Annotated in this window: 14 protein-coding genes; 5 read left to right on the plus strand and 9 right to left on the minus strand. The window is 69.9% G+C overall.

Going from position 1 to position 20,542, the window contains the following annotated elements; all coding sequences use genetic code 11:
- Positions 1–40: 40 nt before the first annotated feature.
- The 6 genes from ABZT49_RS31110 to ABZT49_RS31135 all read right to left on the minus strand — a co-directional run bounded on the left by ABZT49_RS31110 (position 41) and on the right by ABZT49_RS31135 (position 13,038).
- A complete protein-coding gene (locus ABZT49_RS31110) occupies positions 41–1,249 on the minus strand; it encodes a phosphopentomutase (protein ID WP_355292055.1) in 1,209 nt (402 codons plus the stop codon).
- Positions 1,246–2,865, minus strand: a complete 1,620-nt coding sequence (locus tag ABZT49_RS31115) for an ABC transporter ATP-binding protein (RefSeq protein ID WP_355292057.1) — start codon at positions 2,863–2,865, stop codon at positions 1,246–1,248. Before ABZT49_RS31115 ends, ABZT49_RS31110 begins: the two co-directional genes overlap by 4 nt.
- Positions 2,866–3,044: 179 nt before the next feature.
- Positions 3,045–4,505, minus strand: coding sequence for an efflux transporter outer membrane subunit (locus ABZT49_RS31120; RefSeq protein WP_355292058.1), 1,461 nt, complete (start codon positions 4,503–4,505; stop codon positions 3,045–3,047).
- A gap of 239 nt (positions 4,506–4,744) precedes the next feature.
- Positions 4,745–8,029 carry an efflux RND transporter permease subunit gene (locus ABZT49_RS31125; protein WP_355292060.1) on the minus strand — a complete coding sequence of 1,095 codons (3,285 nt, stop codon included), beginning with the start codon at positions 8,027–8,029 and terminating at the stop codon, positions 4,745–4,747.
- 274 nt (positions 8,030–8,303) lie between these two features.
- Positions 8,304–11,423 (minus strand): MdtB/MuxB family multidrug efflux RND transporter permease subunit, encoded by a 3,120-nt coding sequence (locus tag ABZT49_RS31130; RefSeq protein ID WP_355292062.1) that lies wholly within the window; start codon positions 11,421–11,423, stop codon positions 8,304–8,306.
- A 223-nt stretch (positions 11,424–11,646) separates the two neighbouring features.
- Complete coding sequence (locus ABZT49_RS31135; protein WP_355292063.1) at positions 11,647–13,038, minus strand: MdtA/MuxA family multidrug efflux RND transporter periplasmic adaptor subunit; 1,392 nt, start codon at positions 13,036–13,038, stop codon at positions 11,647–11,649.
- Positions 13,039–13,328: 290 nt separating this feature from the next.
- On the opposite strand from ABZT49_RS31135, the gene ABZT49_RS31140 reads away from it, so the two are divergent.
- Both ABZT49_RS31140 and ABZT49_RS31145 read left to right on the plus strand, forming a co-directional pair.
- Positions 13,329–13,970 carry a DedA family protein gene (locus ABZT49_RS31140; protein WP_093566862.1) on the plus strand — a complete coding sequence of 214 codons (642 nt, stop codon included), beginning with the start codon at positions 13,329–13,331 and terminating at the stop codon, positions 13,968–13,970.
- A gap of 179 nt (positions 13,971–14,149) precedes the next feature.
- A complete protein-coding gene (locus ABZT49_RS31145) occupies positions 14,150–14,983 on the plus strand; it encodes an FkbM family methyltransferase (protein ID WP_355292065.1) in 834 nt (277 codons plus the stop codon).
- Between the two features lie 108 nt (positions 14,984–15,091).
- Here the strand turns inward: ABZT49_RS31145 and ABZT49_RS31150 are convergent, their stop codons facing one another.
- Positions 15,092–15,727, minus strand: a complete 636-nt coding sequence (locus tag ABZT49_RS31150) for a hypothetical protein (protein ID WP_355292067.1) — start codon at positions 15,725–15,727, stop codon at positions 15,092–15,094.
- A 3-nt stretch (positions 15,728–15,730) separates the two neighbouring features.
- The gene (locus tag ABZT49_RS31155; protein WP_355292068.1) at positions 15,731–15,955 is read right to left on the minus strand and encodes a DUF2188 domain-containing protein; all 225 of its coding nucleotides are present in this window, start codon (positions 15,953–15,955) and stop codon (positions 15,731–15,733) included.
- 238 nt (positions 15,956–16,193) lie between these two features.
- On the opposite strand from ABZT49_RS31155, the gene ABZT49_RS31160 reads away from it, so the two are divergent.
- The gene (locus ABZT49_RS31160) at positions 16,194–18,530 is read left to right on the plus strand and encodes an ATP-dependent RecD-like DNA helicase (protein ID WP_355292106.1); all 2,337 of its coding nucleotides are present in this window, start codon (positions 16,194–16,196) and stop codon (positions 18,528–18,530) included.
- A 174-nt stretch (positions 18,531–18,704) separates the two neighbouring features.
- Here the strand turns inward: ABZT49_RS31160 and ABZT49_RS31165 are convergent, their stop codons facing one another.
- Positions 18,705–19,241, minus strand: a complete 537-nt coding sequence (locus tag ABZT49_RS31165; RefSeq protein ID WP_355292070.1) for a DUF2244 domain-containing protein — start codon at positions 19,239–19,241, stop codon at positions 18,705–18,707.
- A 104-nt stretch (positions 19,242–19,345) separates the two neighbouring features.
- Between ABZT49_RS31165 and nth the strand changes: the two genes are divergently transcribed.
- Positions 19,346–20,017 (plus strand): endonuclease III, encoded by a 672-nt coding sequence (gene nth, locus ABZT49_RS31170; protein ID WP_355292071.1) that lies wholly within the window; start codon positions 19,346–19,348, stop codon positions 20,015–20,017.
- A 49-nt stretch (positions 20,018–20,066) separates the two neighbouring features.
- The gene (locus tag ABZT49_RS31175; protein WP_355292072.1) at positions 20,067–20,495 is read left to right on the plus strand and encodes a hypothetical protein; all 429 of its coding nucleotides are present in this window, start codon (positions 20,067–20,069) and stop codon (positions 20,493–20,495) included.
- Positions 20,496–20,542: the final 47 nt, after the last annotated feature.

The raw sequence follows: 20,542 nt of genomic DNA on the forward strand, positions 1-20,542 counted from the left end.
GCGGTTCTCCGGTGCGCCCGAATGGCGGGCCCGTGAGCTTTTAAGCGAGCCGCTCCGCTTCCGCCACGCCGAGATGGCGGGCCACCATCCGGCCGATCTCCGGAAAGCCCAGTTGCCCGAGGGGGCTGGGGGCGATGCCCGGCCCGAAGGCGATCACCGGCACCTGCTCGCGGGTATGGTCGGTGCCGCTCCAAGTCGGATCGTTGCCGTGATCGGCCGTGACGAGGCAGAGGTCGCCGGGCCGTAGGGCCGCCCGGATCTCCGGCACCCGGGCGTCGAAGCGCTCGAGCGCCGCGGCGTAGCCCGGCACGTCGCGGCGGTGGCCGTACTCGGTGTCGAACTCGACAAGGTTGGCGAAGACTAGGCCGCCATCGGGCAGCCCGGCGAGGGCAGCGAGGGCGGCGGTGAGGCAGGCATCGTTGCCGCCGGGCTTAATCTCGCGACCGGTCGCGCTGTGGGCGAAGATGTCGCCGATCTTGCCGACGCTCACCACCGGCCGGCCGGCCGCGGTCAGGCGGTCGAGGAGCGTGTCGGCGGGGGGCGGCACGGCGTAGTCGCGCCGGTTCGCGGTGCGGGCGAAGCCCGACGCCGCGTCACCGGTGAACGGCCGGGCGATGACCCGGCCGATCCGGTAGGGGTCGCAGAGCCGGCGCGCGATCGCGCAGAGGGCGTAGAGCCGGTCGAGCCCGAACGCCTCCTCGTGGGCGGCGATCTGAAAAACGCTGTCGACCGAGGTGTAGCAGATCGGCCTGCCCGTCCGGATGTGCTCCGCGCCAAGCTCCTCGATGATCGCGGTGCCGGAGGCGTGGCAATCGCCGAGGATGCCCGGCAGCCCGCCCTCTTCGATCAGGGCCGTGGTCAGCTCGGCCGGGAAAGCCGGCCGCGTCGCCGGGAAATGGCCCCAGGTAAAATCCACCGGCACCCCGGCGATCTCCCAGTGGCCCGAGACCGTGTCCTTGCCCTGCGCCGTCTCGACCGCGTGGCCCCACGCGCCTGCGACCGCTCCGGAGGGGCTGAGGCCGGGCGGCATCCGCCCGCTCGCGCCTTGCGCGGCGAGCCCCAGGCCGAGATCGGCGAGGTGCGGCAGGTGCAGGGGGCCGGCGCGCAAGCCCGCCCGGTCGCCGCGGCCTTCCATGCAGGCTTCGGCGATGTGGCCGAGCGTGTCGGCGCCGGCATCGCCGAACGCGGCCGCGTCGGGCGCGCCGCCGATGCCGACCGAATCGAGGACGATGAGGAGTGCCCGGCTCACTCGCGCACCGCCCCCGTCGGGGCCGCCGCCAGGTCGAAGGCGGCGGAGAACAGGGCGCGGGTGTATTCGGTGCGGGGAGCGGAAAAAATCTCCTCCGCCGCGCCCTCCTCCACCACCTGGCCGCCCTGCATCACCATCACGCGGTTGGCGAGCGCCCGCACCACCTTGAGGTCGTGGCTGATGAACAGGTAGCCGAGGCCGCGCCTGCGCTGGAGTTCGCGCAGCAATTCGACGATCTGAGCCTGGACCGACATGTCGAGGGCCGAGGTCGGCTCGTCGAGGACGACGAAGCGCGGATCGAGCGCCATGGCCCGGGCGATGGCGATGCGCTGGCGCTGGCCGCCGGAGAATTCGTGGGGATAGCGGTCCATCGCCGCCGGATCGAGCCCGACATCGTCGAGCGCCCGGGCGACGATTCCGCGGCGCTCGGCGTCGCTGCGGCCGGTCCCCTGCACCTCCAGCCCCTCGGCGACGATCTCGGCCACCGACATCCGGGGCGAGAGCGAGCCGTAGGGATCCTGGAACACCACCTGCATCTCGCGCCGCAGGGGCCGCATGGCGCGGGACGACAGCCCGTCGATGCGCCGGCCGAGATAGACCACCGGTCCTTCCGAGGCGGTCAGCCGCAGGATGGCGAGGCCGAGCGTCGTCTTGCCGGAGCCCGATTCGCCGACGACCCCGACGGTCTCGCCCTCGCGGACGCTCAACCGCACGCCGTCCACCGCCTTGACGTGGCCGGTGGTGCGCCGGAGCAGGCCGGTCTTGATCGGGAAGTGGACCCGGATCGGCCCGGCCTCGACCAGGATCGGGGCACCGTCCGGGACCGGGTTGCCGCGGCCCCGCGGCTCGGCGGCGAGCAGGCGCTTCGTGTACTCGTGCTGCGGATTCGAGAAGACCTCGGCGACCGGGCCGGTCTCGACGATGCGTCCTTGCAGCATCACGCAGACCCGGTCGGCGACGCGGCGCACGATGCCGAGATCATGGGTGATGAACAGCATCGCCATGCCGAGGCGCAATTTCAGCTCGGCGAGCAGCGAGAGGATCTGGGCCTGCACGGTGACGTCGAGGGCCGTCGTCGGCTCGTCGGCCACCAGCAGGTCGGGCTCGCAGGCGAGCGCCATCGCGATCATCACCCGCTGGCGCTGCCCGCCCGAGAGTTCGTGCGGATAGGCGCCGAGGCGCCGCTCGGCGTCGCGGATGCCGACGAGGTTCAAGAGTTCGAGAGTGCGGGCTCGGGCCGCCTCGCCGCTCATCCCCTTGTGCAGCCGCAGGACCTCGCCGACCTGCTCGGCGATGCGGTGCAACGGGTTCAAGGAGGTCATCGGCTCCTGGAACACCATGGTGATGTCGGCGCCGCGCACCGCGCGCATCTCGGGTTCTGCGAGCGTCAGCAGGTCGCGACCCTTGAACAGGATCCGCCCCTCCGGCACCGCGCCGTCGACGAGGCGCAGGATCGAGAGCGCCGTCACCGACTTGCCCGAGCCCGACTCGCCGACGAGGGCCACGGTCTCGCCCGGCGCGATGGCGAAGGAGACGCGATCGACGGCGCGGGTCTCGCGTCCGCCCTGGCGGAAGGCGACGGAGAGGTCCTGGACGGAGAGGAGCGGGTCGGTCATCGGCTCGGAGATAGGGCGGCGACGCGCCGGTGGACCGGTGTAGGCCATTCCCCGGCAGCCGGGAACCGGCACGGCGACTCGGGGGGCATTGGGTGCGGATCTAGGAGATCCTTCTCACCCTCCACCTCATCCTGAGGTGGAGGGTGGGATAGGATGAAGCACCGCCCTGCCCCTTCCCCTCACTCATCCACCCGCGGGGCCTGGCCGCTGTCGATCGGCAGCGGCCGGAAAGCTTTCAGCTCCTCGCCGCTCGGCAGGCTGCGCGTGTCCCAGCCGCCGCCGATCGCGCCGATCAGCGACACCGCGTTGGTGAAGCGGTTGAGGCGGACCTGCAGCTCCGTGACCTCGTTGTTGAGCTCCAGCGCCTGGGCGGTGACGACGGTGGTGTAGTTCTGGGTGCCGGCCCGGTACTCGTTCAGCGCGATCTCGACCGCCCGGCGCGACGATTGCACAGCCAGTTCCTGCGCCGCCTGCTGGCGGGCAAGGATGCGCTGGCCGGCGAGACCGTTCTCGACCTGCTGGAAGGCGGTGAGCACCGTCTGGCGGTAATTGGCGACCGCCGCATCGTAGGCGGCCTCGACGGCCTGAAGCGCCGCGGTGCGGGCGCCGCCGTCGAACAGCACCTGGCTGCCGGAGGCCGCCACCGACCAGAACGAGTTGGCGGCAGCAAAGAAATTGCGCGCCGGATCGCCCGCGATGCCGCCGCTCGCCGATAGGGTCACGGTCGGGAAGAACGCCGCCACGGCGACGCCGATCTGGGCGCTCTGGGACTGCACGGTCCGCTCGGCGAGCGCGATGTCGGGCCGGCGCTCCAGCAGGTTGGAGGGCAGGCTGACCGGCACGGCGGGCGGACGCGCCGGAAGGCTGCCGCGGGCGAGCGACATCTCGGAGGGCGGGCGGCCGATCAGCGTCGCGATCGCGTGCTCCAGGTTCGCCCGCTGCAACCCGACCGCGATGGCGTTGGCCTGGGTGGTCTGGAGCTGGGTCTGGGCGGTGATGACGTCGGAGCGCGCGGCGACGCCGGCATTGTACTGGTTCTGGGCGATGTCGAGGGAGCGCTGATAGGCCCGGGCGGTGCGTTCGAGCAGGCTCTGGAGCGCTTCCTGATAGCGCAGCTGGTAATAGGCGGTGGCAAGCTGCGTCTGGAGCGCCAGGCGTACCGAGGCGAGGTCGGCGGCGCTCGCCTGGGCGGCGGCGACGTCGCTCTCGATCAGGCGGCGGATGCGCCCGAACAGGTCGAGCTCCCAGGTCGCCGAGCCTTGCAGCGTCAGGGTGGTGCGCTCGATCCCGCCGGTGCTGGAGCGGGCGATTGAGGGCGCGCCGAGCGCCGTCGGGAACAGCTGGGCGCGGGCCTCCTGCACCAGGGCCCGGGCCTGCCGGTAGGCGGCGACCTGGGCGCGCAGGTTCTGGTTGTCGACGTCGATCAGGCGGATCAGCCGGTCGAGGGTGGAATCGCGAAACACCCGCCACCAGTCGCCGCGCTCCGCCTCGTCGAGGGGCCGCACAGGCCGCCAGTTGCGCGGCGGCATCGGCCGGGCGCCGCCCTCCTTGAAGGCGGGGGGCGTCTCGACGGTGGGGCGGGCATAGTCGGGCCCGACGAGGCAGCCGGCGAGAGCAAGGGGAAGCAGGGTTGCCGCCACCAGATGCGGAGCCCCCCGCCGAACCCTCCCCCCTCTGCGGGGGAGGGTGGCCCGGCCGTGAGGCCGGGTCGGGAGAGGGGACACCGCTTCCGGAGAGATCGCGACCATCATGAAGGGCGCCACATCCTGCACCGTCGCGGTCCCCTCTCCCGCCCCGCTTCGCGGGGCACCCTCCCCCGCAGAGGGGGGAGGGTTCGGCGGGGCGCGGTCATTCAGTACAATGAGATCGTCGAGAAGAATCATTCGGCCGGCAGCGCCCGCGTGGCGGAGCCCCGGCGGCGGCCGACCCAGAGCCGGAACCGGTCGAGGTACAGGTAGACGACGGGGGTGGTGTATAGGGTCAGGACCTGACTCACGATGAGGCCGCCGACGATGGCGATGCCGAGGGGACGGCGCAGCTCGGAGCCCTCGCCGCCGTCGAAGATCAGCGGCAGCGCGCCGAGGAGTGCGGCCAGGGTTGTCATCATGATCGGCCGGAAGCGCAAGAGGCAGGCCTCGCGGATCGACTCCCGTGGGCTCAGGGACCGGGTGCGCTCGGCGTCGAGGGCGAAGTCGATCATCATGATCGCGTTCTTCTTCACGATGCCGATGAGCAGGATGACGGCGATGAGGGCGATCACCCCGAACTCCTCCCCGGCCAGCATCAGCGCGAGGATCGCCCCGATCCCGGCCGACGGGAGGGTGGAGAGGATGGTCAGCGGGTGGACCCAGCTCTCGTAGAGGATGCCGAGCACGGCGTAGACGGCGAGCAGGGCCGCCAGGATCAGCAGCGGCTGGCGCGAGGACGAGGACTGGAAGCTTTTGGCCGCGCCGGCGAACTCGCCGTGGATGGTGGCGGGCATCCGCAAGTCGCGCATGTGGCCGTCGATCGCCGCGGTGGCGTCGCTCAGGCTCTTGCCCGGCGCGAGGTTGAACGAGAGCGTTGTGGCGACGAACAGGCCCTGGTGGCTGACCTGGACCGGGGTCGAGCCGGCCTCGAAGCTGGCGAAGGCGGAGAGCGGCACCATCGTCTCCTTGGCGCTGCTGACCGCGGCGCTCGACGAGGCGCTGGAGCGTCCGGCCGAGGCGATCGAGTTGGTGGCGGCGTTGCGGGCCGAATCGGTCGCGACCTGGGCGGCGGCGGTGCTGGCGTCGGTGGTCGCGGTGGCGGCGCTCGTGACGGTGCCGGCGACCGCGTTGGAGGTGGCCGAGCCGCGGGCCCGGGCGCCCGAGGTCGAGACGTAGATGAGCTTCAGGGTCTCGGGGTTGTCGAGGTAGCGCGGCGCGATCTCCATCACGACGTGGTACTGGTTCAGCGGATTGTAGATCGTCGAGACCTGGCGCTGGCCGAAGGCGTCGTAGAGGGTGTTGTCGATCTGGTCCGGCGTCAGCCCGTAGCGGAATGCGGTGGGCCGGTCGATGACGAGGCGCGTCTCGAGGCCGCCCTGCTGCTGGTCGGAGGTGACGTCGGTGAAGGTCGGGTCCTTCTGCAGGGCCTCCAGCAGCTTCGGGGTCCAGGTGTAGAGGTCCTCGCTGGTGTCGCCCTGCAGGGTGTACTGGTACTGCGAGAAGCTCTGGCGCCCGCCGACCATGAAGTCCTGGCGCGGGAACAGGTAGAGCCGGGCGCCCGGGATCCCCGACAGCTTCGGCCGCAGGCGGGCCATCACCTCGCTGATCGGGTCGCGCTGGCCCAGCGGCTTCAGGCCGACGAACACGCTGGCCGAGTTGGTGCCGCGCCCGCCGGTGAAGCCGACCACGCTCTCGACCGCCGGGTCGGCCTGGACGATCGCGGCGGCGCGGCGGAGCTTCGCGCTCATCGCCTGGAACGAGATGCGCTGGTCGGCCTGGATGCCGCCGATCATCTGGCCGGTATCCTGCTGGGGGAAGAACCCCTTCGGCACGATCACGTAGAGGTAGACGTTGAGCGCCACCGCCCCGAGCAGCACCAGCATCACGGTCACGCCGTGGCGGAGCGCCCAATCGAGGGTGACGCGGTAGCCCGACAGGAGCCCGGTGAACGCGCCTTCGAGGATCCGCGCCAGGAGGTTGGGCCGCGCGCCGTGGACCTCCGGTTTCAGGAACCGGGCGCACATCATCGGCGTGGTGGTGAGCGAGACGACGAGCGAGATCAGGATCGCCAGCGACAGGACGACGGCGAATTCCTGGAAGAAGCGCCCGATGATGCCGCCCGCCAGCAGGATCGGCAGGAACACCGCGATGAGCGACAGGCTCATCGACAGGACCGTGAAGCCGACCTCGCGCGCGCCGAGGAGCGCCGCCTCGACCCGCGAGCGCCCATCCTCGATGTGGCGCTGGATGTTCTCCAGCACCACGATCGCGTCGTCGACGACGAAGCCGGCGGCGATGATGAGGGCCATCAGCGAGATGTTGTCGAGGCTGTAGTCGCACAGCCACATCGCCGCGAAGGTGCCGACCAGCGAGATCGGCACCGCGACCGCCGGGATCAGCGTCGCGCGGGCGGAGCGCAGGAAGCCGAACACCACCAGGATCACGAGGCCGACCGAGATGAGAAGCGTGCGCTCGGCCTCAGCCAGCGACGCCCGGATGGTGAGCGAGCGGTCGCCGGTGACGATGAGCTCGGTATCGCCCGGAAGCGCCGCCTTGAGCTGCGGCAGCGCCTCCTTCAACCGGTCGATCGTCTCGACGACGTTGCCGCCGGGCTGCTTGTAGACGATCAGCAGCACGCCGCGCTGGCCGTTGACGAGGCCGAGGTTGCGCCGGTCCTCGACGCCGTCGACCACCTGGCCGACGTCGCGCAGGCGCACCCCCGCGCCGTTGCGGTAGGCGACCACGATATCCTGATAGTCGGCGGCCTTGCGGCCCTGGTCGTTGGCGTAGAGCTGGTAGCGCCGCTCGCCGGCCTCGATCGCGCCTTTGGGCGAGTTGGCGTTGGCGCTGGCGAGCGCCGCGCGGATGCCCTCGAGCCCGATGCCGTAATGGAACAGGGCGTGCGGATCGAGCTCGACCCGCACCGCCGGCAGCGACGAACCACCGATATCGACGTTGCCAATGCCTTCGAGCTGCGACAGCTTCTGGGCGAGCACCGTCGCGGCGGAATCGTAGAGCGCGCCGGGGCTCAGCGTCTTCGAGGTCAGGCCGAGGATCAGGATCGGCGCATCGGCCGGGTTGAACTTGCGGTAGGTCGGATTCGAGCGGAGCGCCGTCGGCAGGTCGGCCCGCGCGGCATTGATCGCCGCCTGCACGTCGCGGGCGGCGCCGTTGATGTCCCGGTCGAGGCCGAATTGCAGCACGATCCGGGTCGAGCCGACCGAGCTCGTCGAGGTCATCTGGTCGACATCGGCGATCTGGCCGAGGCGCCGCTCGAGCGGCGCGGCCACGGTGGTCGCCATGGTGTCGGGGCTGGCGCCGGGCATCTGCGCCTGGACCAGGATGGTCGGGAAGTCGATCTGCGGCAGCGGCGCCACCGGCAGCCGCACGAAGGCGAACAGGCCGGCGAGCAGCACGCCCAGCGTGAGGAGCGTGGTCGCGACCGGGCGCAGGATGAAGGGGGCGGAGAGGTTCACGGGTGGTTGAGCCGGGGGACGCGCGGCAGGCTTTCCCCTCTCCCCGCGTGCGGGGAGAGGACTTCATCGACCTTGTCGTCGATGAAGTGAGCGCAGGCGAAGCCGGAGCGAGGGTGAGGGGGTGGTGCCGAGTGAGGCTCCTCCGGAAACACCCCCTCACCATCGGCTGCCGCCTCGCTGCTGACCCGACAAGGGGTCAGCAGCCCTCTCCCCGCCCGCGGGGAGAGGGGATGCGCACGAGCGGGAGTAGAAATCCGCTCAGACCTCGCGCTCATCACGGCACCGCCTCCCCGGGCGCCAGCCCACTCCGCCGGCGCCCGGAGAACCACCGGCCCAGGCGGTCGAAGGCGAGGTAGATCACCGGGGTGGTGTAGAGGGTCAGCACTTGGCTCACGATCAAGCCGCCGGCGATCGAGATGCCCAGCGGCTGGCGCAGCTCCGAGCCGGTGCCGGTGCCGAGGATCAGAGGGATCGCCGCGAACAGGGCCGCGAAGGTCGTCATCATGATCGGGCGGAAGCGCAGGATGCAGGCATCGAAGATCGCGTCCCGCGGGGTCATGCCCTCCTCGCGCTCGGCCTGGAGCGCGAAGTCGATCATCATGATGGCATTCTTCTTCACGATGCCGATCAAGAGGACGATGCCGATGATGCCGATGATGTCGAGGTCGTGCCCGAACAGCATCAGGCCGGCGAGCGCCCCGATGCCGGCGGACGGCAGCGTCGACAGGATCGTGATCGGGTGGACGAAGCTCTCGTAGAGCACGCCGAGCACGATGTAGACCGTCACGATGGCGGCGAGGACCAGGAACAGGGTGTTGTCGAGCGAGGCCTGGAAGGCGAGCGCCGAGCCCTGGAAGATCAGCCGGAAGCTGTCGGGCATACCCAACTCCGCTTCCGCCGCCTTGATCGCCGCGACTGCCGGCCCGAGCGAGGCGCCGGGCGCGAGGTTGAACGAGATCGTCGTCGCCGGGAACTGGCCGAGATGGCTGATGAGGAGCGGCGCGCGCCGCTCGCTCACCTGGGCGATGGCGGTGAGCGGCACCTGCCCGTTGGTGGCGGTGGCGGACGGCAGGTAGATCCTTTGCAGCGAATCGAGCGTCCGGTGCAGGTCGGGATCGGCCTCCAGGATCACCCGGTACTGGTTCGACTGGGTGAAGATCGTCGAGATGATGCGCTGGCCGAAGGCGTCGTAAAGCGCGTTGTCCACGGAAGCCGGGGTGATGCCGTAGCGCCCCGCCGTCGCCCGGTCGATGGTGACGTAGGCCGCCAAACCGCTCGCCTGTCGGTCGCTCGCCACGTCGGCGAGGTCCGGGATCTGCTTCAAGCGCTCGACGAGGCGCGGGACCCAGGTGTCGAAGGCACCGAGATCCGGGTTCTCCAGGATGAACTGGTACTGCGTCGCGCTCACCGCGGTGTCGATGGTGAGGTCCTGCACCGGCTGCATGAAGAGCGCGATGCCCGGCACGTCGGCGACCCGGGCGGAGATCCGCCGGATGATCGCGCTCGCATTCTCCGCCCGCTCCTCGCGCGGGCGCAGGTTGATGAGGAAGCGACCCGAGTTCAGCGTCACGTTCTGGCCGTCGACGCCGATGAACGACGACAGGCTGACCACGTCCGGGTCCTTGAGCACTTCCTCCGCCAGGCGCTGCTGGCGCTCGGCCATCGCCCGGTACGACACGGTCTGGTCGGCCTGGGTGATGCCCTGGATCAGCCCTGTGTCCTGGACCGGGAAGAAGCCCTTCGGGATCACCACGTAGAGGTAGATGGTCAGGACCAGGGTGCCCAAAGCCACGAGCAGCGTCACGCCCTGCCAAGCCAGCACGCCGCGCAAGGTGCGACCGTAGAAGGCGATGCCGCCCTCCATCAGCCGGCGCCCGGCGCTGGCGATCCGCCCGGCGGCGCGAGCCTGGGGCGGCTGGTGGCGCAAGAGGCGCGCGCACAGCATCGGCACGAGCGTCAGGGAGACGACGCCCGAGATGACGATGGTGGCTGCCAGCGTGATGGCGAATTCATGGAAGAGCCTGCCGACCACCTCGCCCATGAACAGCAGCGGGATCAGCACCGCGAGCAGAGACACAGTGAGCGAGATGATGGTGAAGCCGATCTCGCGCGAGCCCTTCAGCGCCGCCTCCATCGGGCTGTCGCCCTCCTCGACGTGGCGGGCGATGTTCTCGATCACCACGATCGCATCATCCACGACGAAGCCGGTCGCGATGGTGAGCGCCATCAGCGACAGGTTGTCGAGGGAGAAGCCCCACAGGTCCATCACCGCGAGCGCGCCGACGAGCGACAGCGGCACCGACAGGCTCGGGATCAGGGTGGCGGGCAGCGAGCGCAGGAACAGGAAGATCACCAGCACCACGAGGGCGATGGCGAGCAAGAGCTCGAACTGCACGTCCTCGACCGAGGCCCGGATCGTCACCGTGCGGTCGGTGAGCGGGGTGACCTGGATCGCCGCCGGCAGGGTCGCCTGGAGCTGGGGCAGCAGCGCCTTGATCCGGTCGACCACCGCGATGACGTTGGCGCCGGGCTGGCGCTGGATGTTGAGGATCACCGCCGGAGTGGTGTCCATCCAGGCGCCGAGCTGGGTGTTCTCCGCCCCCTCCACCACCTCGGCCACCGCCGAGAGCCGCACCGGCGCGCCGTTGCGGTAGGCGATCACCGCGTCGCGATAGGCGGCCGGGTCGCGGATCTGGTCGTTGGCGTTGATGGTGAAGGACTGAGTCGGCCCGTCGATCGAGCCCTTCGGGGTGTTGACGTTGAGGTTGTTGATGGTGGTGCGCAGGTCGTCGATGTTGAGCCCGTAGGCCGCGAGCGCCGAGGCGTTGAAGCGCACCCGCACGGCCGGCCGCTGCCCGCCGGCCATCGAGACGAGGCCGACGCCGGAGACCTGGCTGATCTTCTGGGCGAGCCGCGTCTCGGCGAGGTCGCGGACCTGCGTCAGCGCCAGGGTCTTCGAGGTGAGCGCGAGGGTCAGGATCGGCGCGTCGGCGGGATTGACCTTGGCGTAGACGGGAGGCGCCGGCAGGTCGCTCGGCAAAAGGTTGCCGGCGGCGTTGATCGCGGCCTGCACCTCCTGCGTCGCGATGTCGATGCCGAGGTCGAGGCTGAACTGGAGCGTGATGACGGAAGCGCCGGCCGAGGATTGCGACGTCATCTGGTTGAGGTTGGCGAGCTGGCCGAATTGCCGCTCGAGCGGCGCCGTCACTGCGGAGGTCATCACCTCGGGGCTGGCGCCGGGATAGAAGGTCTGCACCTGGATCGTCGGGTAATCGACCGAGGGCAGGGCCGAGAGCGGCAGGTTGAAGTAGGAGATCATGCCTGTCAGCAGGATCGCCAGCATGAGGAGCGTGGTCGCGACCGGGCGCAGGATGAACAGGCGGGAGGGGTTCATGCGCCGTCCCCCACAAGGCGCACGGCCTCAACCCTCCCCCCTCTGCGGGGGAGGGTGCCCCGCGAAGCGGGGCGGGAGAGGGGCAGCGCGACGCCGATCCAGGGGGCGCCCGTCAGGACGGCTCCGCTATATCCGGAAGCGTGGTTCCCCTCTCCCGCCCCGCTCCGCGGGGCACCCTCCCCCGCAGAGGGGGGAGGGTTCAGGGTGGCGCTCCAGTTCATGATCACGGGTTCTGGCTCTGCTGCCGGCGGCGATGCGGGCGCTCGCCCTCGGGACGCTGGCCTTCCGGACGTTGACCCTCCTGGCGCGGCCCTTCCGGACGCGCAGGGGCCGCAGCGCCCTCCCCCTCCGACGCCGGCTTCGCCTCAGCCTCCGGCCCGGCCGCCTTCTCCGGCCGCCCGCCGGTCACCCGGACCTGCGCCCCGTCCTTCAGCCGGTCGGTGCCGTCGACCACCACCCGGTCGCCGACCGCCAGCCCCTTGGTCACCACGGTCCGCACCCCGTCGCTCTCGCCGATCTCGATCGGACGCACCGTGACCTTGTCCTCACCGGTCAGGAGATAGACGTATGTACCGGGCGTGCCGCGCAGAACGGCGGCGGCCGGCACCAGGGCCGCGTCGCGCACCGTATCCACGTCGAGGCGGGCGTTGACGAACTGGTTCGGAAACAACCGGTCGTCCTTGTTGGGGAACAAGGCCCGCAGCTTCACCGTGCCGGTGGTGACGTCGATCTGGTTGTCAACGGTGTCGAGACTGCCCCGCGCGATCTCGGTGGTGTCGGAGCGGTCGAAGACCCGCACCGGCAGGGTGGCACCGGCGCGCAGGCGGTCCATCACCCGCTGCAGCACGGTCTCGGGCAGGGTGAACAGCACCGAGATCGGGTGAAGCTGGGTCACGACGACGATGCCGGTCGAGGCGGCGGTGACATAATTGCCCTGGTCGATCTGGCGCAGGCCGACCCGGCCCTCGACCGGCGAGGTGATGCGGCCATAATTGATGTTGAGCTTCTGCTGGTCGATCTGCGCCTGGTCGGAGGCGACGACGCCCTCGTACTGCTTGACCGTGGCGGCTTGCGTATCGACGTTCTGCTTCGAGATCGAATCCTGCCGGTTTAGGGTCTGGTAGCGTGCGAGGTCGAGGCGAGCGTTCTGCAAGAGCGCCTGGTCGCGCAGGAGCTGGCCCTGGTACTGGGCGAGGAGAGCCTCGTAGGGGCGCACGTCGATCTGGGCCAGGAAGTCGCCGGCCTTGACGGTCTGGCCCTCGCGGAATCCGATCTGGGTGAGGTAGCCGCTCACCTGCGAGCGGATCGTCACGGTCGCGAGCGGGGTCACGGTGCCCAAGCCCGACAGCACCACCGGCATCTCGCCCTTCTGCACCATGGCGACGCCGACCGCCTGCGGCCCCTCCCCGCCCCCGCCGCGGCGACCGCCGCGCCGGCCGGTGGCGGCCTGCTGCGTCTCGGGGCGCTTGAACCCATCGGGGAAGTGGGTGCGATAGGCCCAGGTGCCGCCGCCCGCGAGCGCCAGCAGGACCAGGAACCAGACCAGCCCGCGGCCGCGCCGGCGGCGCGGCGCCTCGACCGCGTCGTCGGTGCGGATGGGAGACAATTCGTTCATCGACCTGGACAACCCGGACTAGAAACCTGACGCAGCGCCCCCGCGATGCCCCTCATGTCGTGCCGGCCCTGCGAACGCCGCCTGCGGCACGTCGCCCCCGAAGCCCCGCCATCGATGCCCCATCCCGCCTTTCCGCACGGCAATGCGTCGCCAGTACGACCGCGATGTTGCCTCACGATTGCTGAACGCCGCCCGAGCGGCGCCCTGGAAGAGCCACGATCCCCACGCCTATCTGAGGGGGTGGGGGCGCGACACGGCGCCGCCCTGCATCGATCGTCCACGGTACCAGAATGCACTTCCTTCACGACCTGCCGATCGCCGACCTGATCTCCCAGTACGGCTACTGGGCGATCTTCTTCGTCATCACCCTCGAGAGCGCCGGCGTGCCGATGCCGGGCGAGACCGCGCTGATCTCGGCGGCCGTCTATGCCGGCTCGACCGGGCAGTTGCGCATCGGGCTCGTGGTGCTGGCAGCAGCCTTGGCGGCAATCATCGGCGACAATGTCGGCTACTGGGTCGGCCGGCGCTGGGGCATGCCGCTGCTGCTCAAGCACGGTTCGAAGATCGCCCTCGACCACCGCCGGCTCAAGCTCGGCCAGTACCTGTTCCAGCGCCACGGCGGCAAGATCGTGTTCTTCGGCCGCTTCACCGCGATGCTGCGCGCCTACGCGGCCCTGCTCGCCGGGGTGAACCAGTTCGACGCCCGCCGCTTCTTCCTGTTCAACGCCGCCGGCGGCATCGCCTGGGCCTCGCTGATGGGCTTCGGCGCCTATCTGTGCGGCCGCTCGATCGAGCACGTCGTCGGGCCGATCGGCCTGGGGCTGCTGGCCTTCGTGGTGTTCGGCGGCATCGCCCTGTGGCTGTTCGTGCGCCGGCACGAGGCACGGCTGACGGACGAGGCGGAAGCGGCGATTCCCGGGCCCCTCGCCTGACACCGCGCATGGCTGCCCCGCCTGCGGGGTGGCCTCGCACAATTTCGCCCCGCCCGCCGGGTGGCATCGCACATTGCCGCCCGCGCCCGCGGGTGGCATGAGACGCGCCACGATACTTCCTCATCCGCCCCGCCGCCGCGCGGGGCGGCCGCGGTGCGCCGCGGCGTCGAACCGGCCCGATGACACAGACCACCCATCCCTTCGGCACCTACGCGCCCGCCGGGCTCGTGCGCTGGATCGTCTCGCGCACCGAACGCCTGCCCGACGAGAGCTGGCGCGCCCGGCGCCTCGCCCTGTTCCTGCGCCGCTGCGCCATCCGCCTGCTGCGCGGCCGGCCCCTCGACGTCGAGCGCTACGGCGCCCGCATGCGGCTGCACCCCTACAACAACAACTGCGAGAAGAAGGTGCTCTTCACCCCGCAGTTCTTCGATCCGCTGGAGCGCAAGATTCTCGCCGAGCGGATCGGGCCGGACTGCGTCTTCCTCGATATCGGGGCGAATGTCGGCGCATACGCGCTGTTCGTGGCCGCCGCCGCCGGCCCCGGGGCGCGGATCCTGGCGGTGGAGCCGCAGCCGGATATCTTCGACAAGCTCACCTTCAACATCGCCCAGAACCCGTTCGGGAGCATCAAGGCGGTGGCCTGCGCGGTGGCCGACAAGGCCGGCGAGATGACCCTGTTCGTCGATCCCCGCAACCGCGGCGAATCGAGCCTGAAGGTGGTGGGCACCAGCGAGGGCGCGGCGATCCGGGTGCCGGCGGTCTCGCTCCTCGACCTGGTGCGCGGTGAGGGCCTGACCCGGCTCGACGCGGTCAAGCTCGACGTCGAGGGCGCCGAGGACCTGATCCTCGAGCCGTTCCTGCGCCAGGCGCCCCCGTCCCTGCTCCCGCGCCTCCTCGTCGTCGAGGACGGCACCGACCTATGGCAGACCGACCTCTCCGCCCTCCTCACCCGCCACGGCTACCGCCGCATCGCCAAGACCCGGCTGAACCTGATCTTCGAGCGGGAGGGGTAGCGGGAGGGCCCGATCCTCGTCGAGCACCGCGACATCGCCGGATCGGCGGGCCGCCTCTCTGGCAAAAGCGTCGACCCGGCGCCCGCTGCCGGTTGCATCCGTACGACGCTAGACCGGCTTGCCGAGTGCGACCCACTCCTTCATCGCCGCGAGCAGTTCCGACGTCTGATAATCGGTGATATCAGCGTCGGAGAATCCTGCGGATTTTTGTCTTTTGAAATACCATTGTTGGAATTTGGTGGTGTATGCGATGTATATACCTGAGGCACCATCCGCTTGCTGGATGCCGGCTGCACCCAACAACCAGTTGCGAATCTTTCGAATCGCAACGTCAACTTCGCCGTTATGTGCCTCGATATCACATCCCGCTAAATCTGAAATTGCAGTTTGGTATCGGAATTTTTTCTCTTCCAAAACGAGTATCTTTTTTTGATTTCGATCTTTACCATAATATTGCCGACAGCCATAATCGATACCTAGTTCGAACGGCATATTTAGCCGATAATACTCCCCTTTCTCACTGGCTTGAATCCGACTCAGATCGTGGATCGAGTACTTTGATCCTTCAATAAGACTTTTGATCTTGTCGAGACGGTATTCGCCCGAGTCATTCCTCTCTTTGGCTATGCGGGGCGTGAAGCCGAGATAGACGATACAGAAAAGTATCGCCTGCAGCATCGCGTCGTAATCGGCGTCGAAGGGGCAGTTGATGAAAACGCACTCTTCGAACGCGGGATCCGGCAAGTCCTAGCCTTTCGGCGGGAGGGGATCGTTGCCGTAAGAATTCCGCTCGCGAATTCGGCCATCCTTGCCATGGATGTATAATTCTGTCTTCTGCGCACGTGCAATTTTCTTGCCACGCTCGATTGCTTCTTGCTGAGTGGGAAATACGGCAGAGGCGCGCGAAGCACCGGATCTTATCACGCTCCACTTTCCGCCCATTGGAACGACATGCTGCCCCTTCTTGGTCATCGCTCACGAACCTCGGGTCAGAAATCTCTCCCGTCATCTTACATGCGTTGCGGATCCGGTTCCAGCACGAGCCTTGCCGCAAGGCGCGTCGACCACGGGAGGCCGGCCCCGTGCCCTCACGGTGCGGCGAACGCCTCGCCCATCGTTCCCGAACCCGAATTCGGCCCGGTCCGGCGTCGCGCATCCGCCCCGTCGCCCTTGCGGGACTCCCGCCCCCTCCCGATCTTCCAGGGTGCCGATGGCCGCCCTCGCCGCTCCCCCGCGCTCCCGCTCCCCCGATGCCCTCGCCGGGTCGATCGAGCGCGTCACCTTCCACAACACCGAGAGCGGGTTCTGCGTCCTGAAGGTCAAGGCGCGGGGCCGGCGCGACCTCGTGGCGGTGATCGGGCACGCCCCGGCGGTGGCGGCGGGCGAGTGGGTGACCGCCACCGGCGCCTGGGTCAGCGACCGCGAGCACGGGCTGCAATTCCGCGCCGACACGCTGGCGGCGACGCCGCCGACGGGCGTCGAGGGCATCAGCCGCTACCTCGCCTCGGGCCAGATGCGCGGCATCGGCCCCGAGATGGCCAAGCGCATCGTCGCGGCCTTCGGGGCCGACACCTTCGCGGTGATCGAGGCGAACCCTGAGCGCCTGACCGAGGTGTCGGGGATCGGCCCAACCCGCGCCGCCCGGATCACGGCGGCCTGGGCCGAGCACAAGGTGGTGCGGGAGATCATGGTCTTCCTGCACGCCCACGGCGTCGGCACCGCCCGGGCGGTGCGCATCTACAAGACCTACGGCACCGACTCGGTCCAGGTGATGACCGAGGATCCCTATCGGCTGGCCCGCGACGTGCGCGGCATCGGCTTTCGCACCGCGGATTCCATCGCGGCCAAGCTCGGCCTGTCGCCGACCGCGCTCGAGCGCCTGCGCGCCGGCCTCGCCTACGCGCTCCAGGCGGCGATGGATGACGGCCACTGCGCCCTGCCGGTGCCGGACCTGATCGCGCGCGCGGCCGACTTGCTCGCGGTCGATGCGAGCCTCCTGCGCACCGCCCTCGTCGAGGAGATCGGCGGCGAGTCGGTGGTGATGGACACGATTCAAGACGTGCCCCACCTGTTCCTGCGCGGCCTGCACGCGGCGGAACAGGCGATCGCCGAGCGGCTGGTCGCCCTCGACGACGCGCCCCTGCCCTGGGACGCGATCGACGCGCCGGCGGCCTTGGCGCGGGTCGAGGCCGCGACCGGCCGGCCGCTCTCGCCCTCGCAACGCGCCGCCGCCGCGACGCTGCTCGATGCCAAGGTCGCGGTGATGACCGGCGGGCCCGGCGTCGGCAAGACCAGCACGCTGGACGCGCTCCTGCGGATGCTCGACGAGGCGGGGGCCGGGGTACTGCTCGCCGCCCCCACCGGCCGGGCCGCCAAGCGGATGAGCGAACAGACCGGGCGCGAGGCGAAGACGATCCACCGCCTGCTCGAGATCGACCCGCGCCACGGCGGCTTCCAGCGCAACGAGCATTCTCCCCTCGCCTGCGACCTCCTGGTGCTGGACGAGGCCTCGATGATCGACGTGCCGCTGATGAACGCCCTCACCCGGGCCCTGCCGCGCCACGCTGCCCTCTGGCTCGTCGGCGACGTCGACCAGCTGCCCTCCGTCGGCCCGGGCCGGGTGCTGGCCGACGTGATCGCCTCGGGCCGCGTCGCGGTGGCGCGCCTGACGGAGGTTTTTCGCCAGGCGGCCGAAAGCCGCATCGTCACCGGGGCCCACCGGATCAATGCCGGGCAGATGCCGGAGGGTGCGGACACGCCGGACGGCGACTTCTTCGTGGTGCGGATCGACGATCCCGAGATCGGGGCCGAGAAGCTGGTCGAGATCGTCACGCGCCGCATCCCGCGCCGCTTCGGCCTCGATCCGGTCCGGGACGTGCAGGTGCTCTGCCCGATGACCCGCGGGGCCCTGGGGAGCCGCCACCTCAACCAGGCGCTCCAGCGGGTGCTGAACCCGAACCCGGCCGTCTCGGTCGAGCGGTTCGGCTGGGTCTTCGCCCCCGGCGACCGGGTGATGGTGGGGCAGAACGACTACGACCGCGAGGTCTTCAACGGCGATCTCGGAGTGGTGCTGCGGGTCGATCCCGAGGCGGGCTTGCTGGTCGCAGGCTTCGACGGGCGGGAGGTGACCTGGCCGTTCGAGGAGCTCGACGCCTTGAGCCCCGCCTACGCGATCACGATTCACAAGTCGCAGGGGTCGGAATATCCGGCGGTCGTGATCCCGGTCGCGCTCCAGCACTACACGATGCTCGCCCGCAACCTGCTCTATACGGGCGTGACCCGGGGCAAGCGGCTGGTGGTGCTGGTGGCGCAGACGCGGGCGGTGGCGATCGCCGTGCGGGGTGGGGCACGGCCGCGGTTCACGAAACTGGCGGAGTGGTTGCGGAAGCCGGCGAGGAAGCGGGCCGGCGGTTCCCGACGGAGCCTGGCCGCGACCACTCCCTCCCCTTTCCCGGACGACTGGAGCGGAGCGGACCGCGACTCAGAAGTCGGTCATGACGCCCACCGTGTCATCCCGGGGCCGCGGAGCGGAACCCGGGATCCATAACCGCCGATGGTACAGGATAGAGCGGAACGCTAGTCGCCTTTTTCGTGAACCTCAGCGGTTATGGATCCCGGGTTCTCGCCTTCGGCGAGCCCCGGGATGACGCGGAGAGTTGGCTATGCTTGTGCCGGGCGCTTCACTCGACTGAGAAGGCGCGTACCATTTCAGATCGACGGCTCAATACCCCTTCTTCACCTCGGCGAGCGCCCGCGTCAGCCCGTCGGCCACCACCTGCCGTTCCGTCGGCGAGGCGTCGCGGGCGACGAGCACCCGCTGGCCGCGCGAGACGAAGGACAGGGACAGAAGCCCGTATTCCTCGTCCTCGACCTTGTGCAGCCGGGTCCAGAGCGGGTTGAAGCGCCACTCGGCCCGCTCGCCGCGGTGGCTGACGCGGGCGACCAGCACCTCGATCTGGCTGATCACCACCTCCTCGAAGGAGCGGCCGCGGCGGGCATTCAGCGTCAGCGCCAGCCACAGGGCCGCGATGTCGAGGCCGAAGAAGCCGGTGACCGGCCACATCCCCATCTGGAGGAAGGCGATCCCGGTCACCAGCGCGACGCCGCCGCAGGCCACCATGACGACCCGGAAGCCGAGCCGCGACAGCGAGCAATGCGGCCGGATGGTCGCCGAGAAGACCGGGCGCTCGATCGCGTCCGGGTCGCGCCCGTAGGGGTGCCGCGTCCTTGCGTCGTCCGGTGCCTTGCCGCTTGCCATGCGCACAATATAACGCGCGGATGACTCGCCGGAAGCCGCCCGTCCCCGACAAAATCACCGCACCTGTGAAGGCGGGACTCGCGAAGGCGGGGCTGGTCAAGCCCATGACCGCGCGTGCGATCACGCCGGAGCCGGTCGACGCCGCGACGCTCGCCGAGATCTTCGCGCGCCTCAGCGCCGCCAACCCCGAGCCGCGCTCCGACCTCGAATACATCAACCCCTACACGCTGCTCGTCGCGGTGGTGCTCTCGGCCCAGGCCACCGACAAGAGCGTCAACCTCGCCACCGCACCGCTCTTTGCCCTCGCCGACAATCCGGCGGCGATGCTGGCGCTCGGCGAGGAGACGGTGCGGCACCACATCCGCACGATCGGTTTGTTCAACACCAAAGCCAAGAACGTCATCGCGCTCTCGCGCATCCTGATCGAGGAGCATGGCGGCGCGGTGCCCCGCGCCCGCGAGCAGCTGGAGGTGCTGCCCGGCGTCGGCAAGAAGACCGCGAGCGTGGTGCTCAACGTCGCCTTCGGCGAACCGACCATCGCGGTCGACACCCACATCTTCCGGGTCTCCAACCGGGTGCCGCTCGCGCCCGGCTCCACCACCGACAAGGTTCAGGCCGGGCTGGAGGCGATCGTGCCCGAGCCCTACCGCCTCAACGCCCATCACTGGCTGATCCTGCACGGGCGCTACGTCTGCAAGGCGAGGAAGCCCGAATGCTGGCGCTGCCCGATCGCCGATCTCTGCCGCTACCCGGACAAGACGCCCGGACCCGGCTGAGGCCGCTGCCCGCGCTTCCTTCCGACCCGAAATCTGGTATCCTCGTTTCATGACCCCGCCCCGCCCCCTCGTGCGCCTGCTCGCCGTGGTGATCGTGATGATCGCCGCGTGCCTCGGCGCGCCGCTGGTCGGGGTGTCGTCGGCCCAAGCCCATCAGGGGCACGCGCATCAGGGGTACGCCCAACACGGCGACTCCCTGCGCACCACTACCGCGGCGCTGACCCTGAACGAGGCACGCGTCGCCTCCCAAGGTCCGCGTCTGACCGTCGCGAACCCGGACGAGGCGCCCGCCGCCCGGACCTGCAACGGGCTGTGCTGCCTGATGGGGGCCTCCTGCTGCGTGCCAGGCCTGCTGCCCGAGAGCCTGGCGGCGTTCCTGAGCCCCCGTCCGGCCCGCCGCCTCGCGACGGCCGAGGACGCGCTGCCCGCCGGCATCGCGCCGGATTCTCCCGCGAGACCGCCACGACCCTTCGCCTGACGCCCGCGTCCCGCGCCGGCGCGCCGCCCTGACGGGCAGGCCGCTCC

Source organism: Methylobacterium sp. EM32 (assembly GCF_040593685.1).
In the GTDB taxonomy this organism is placed as follows: Bacteria; Pseudomonadota; Alphaproteobacteria; order Rhizobiales; family Beijerinckiaceae; genus Methylobacterium.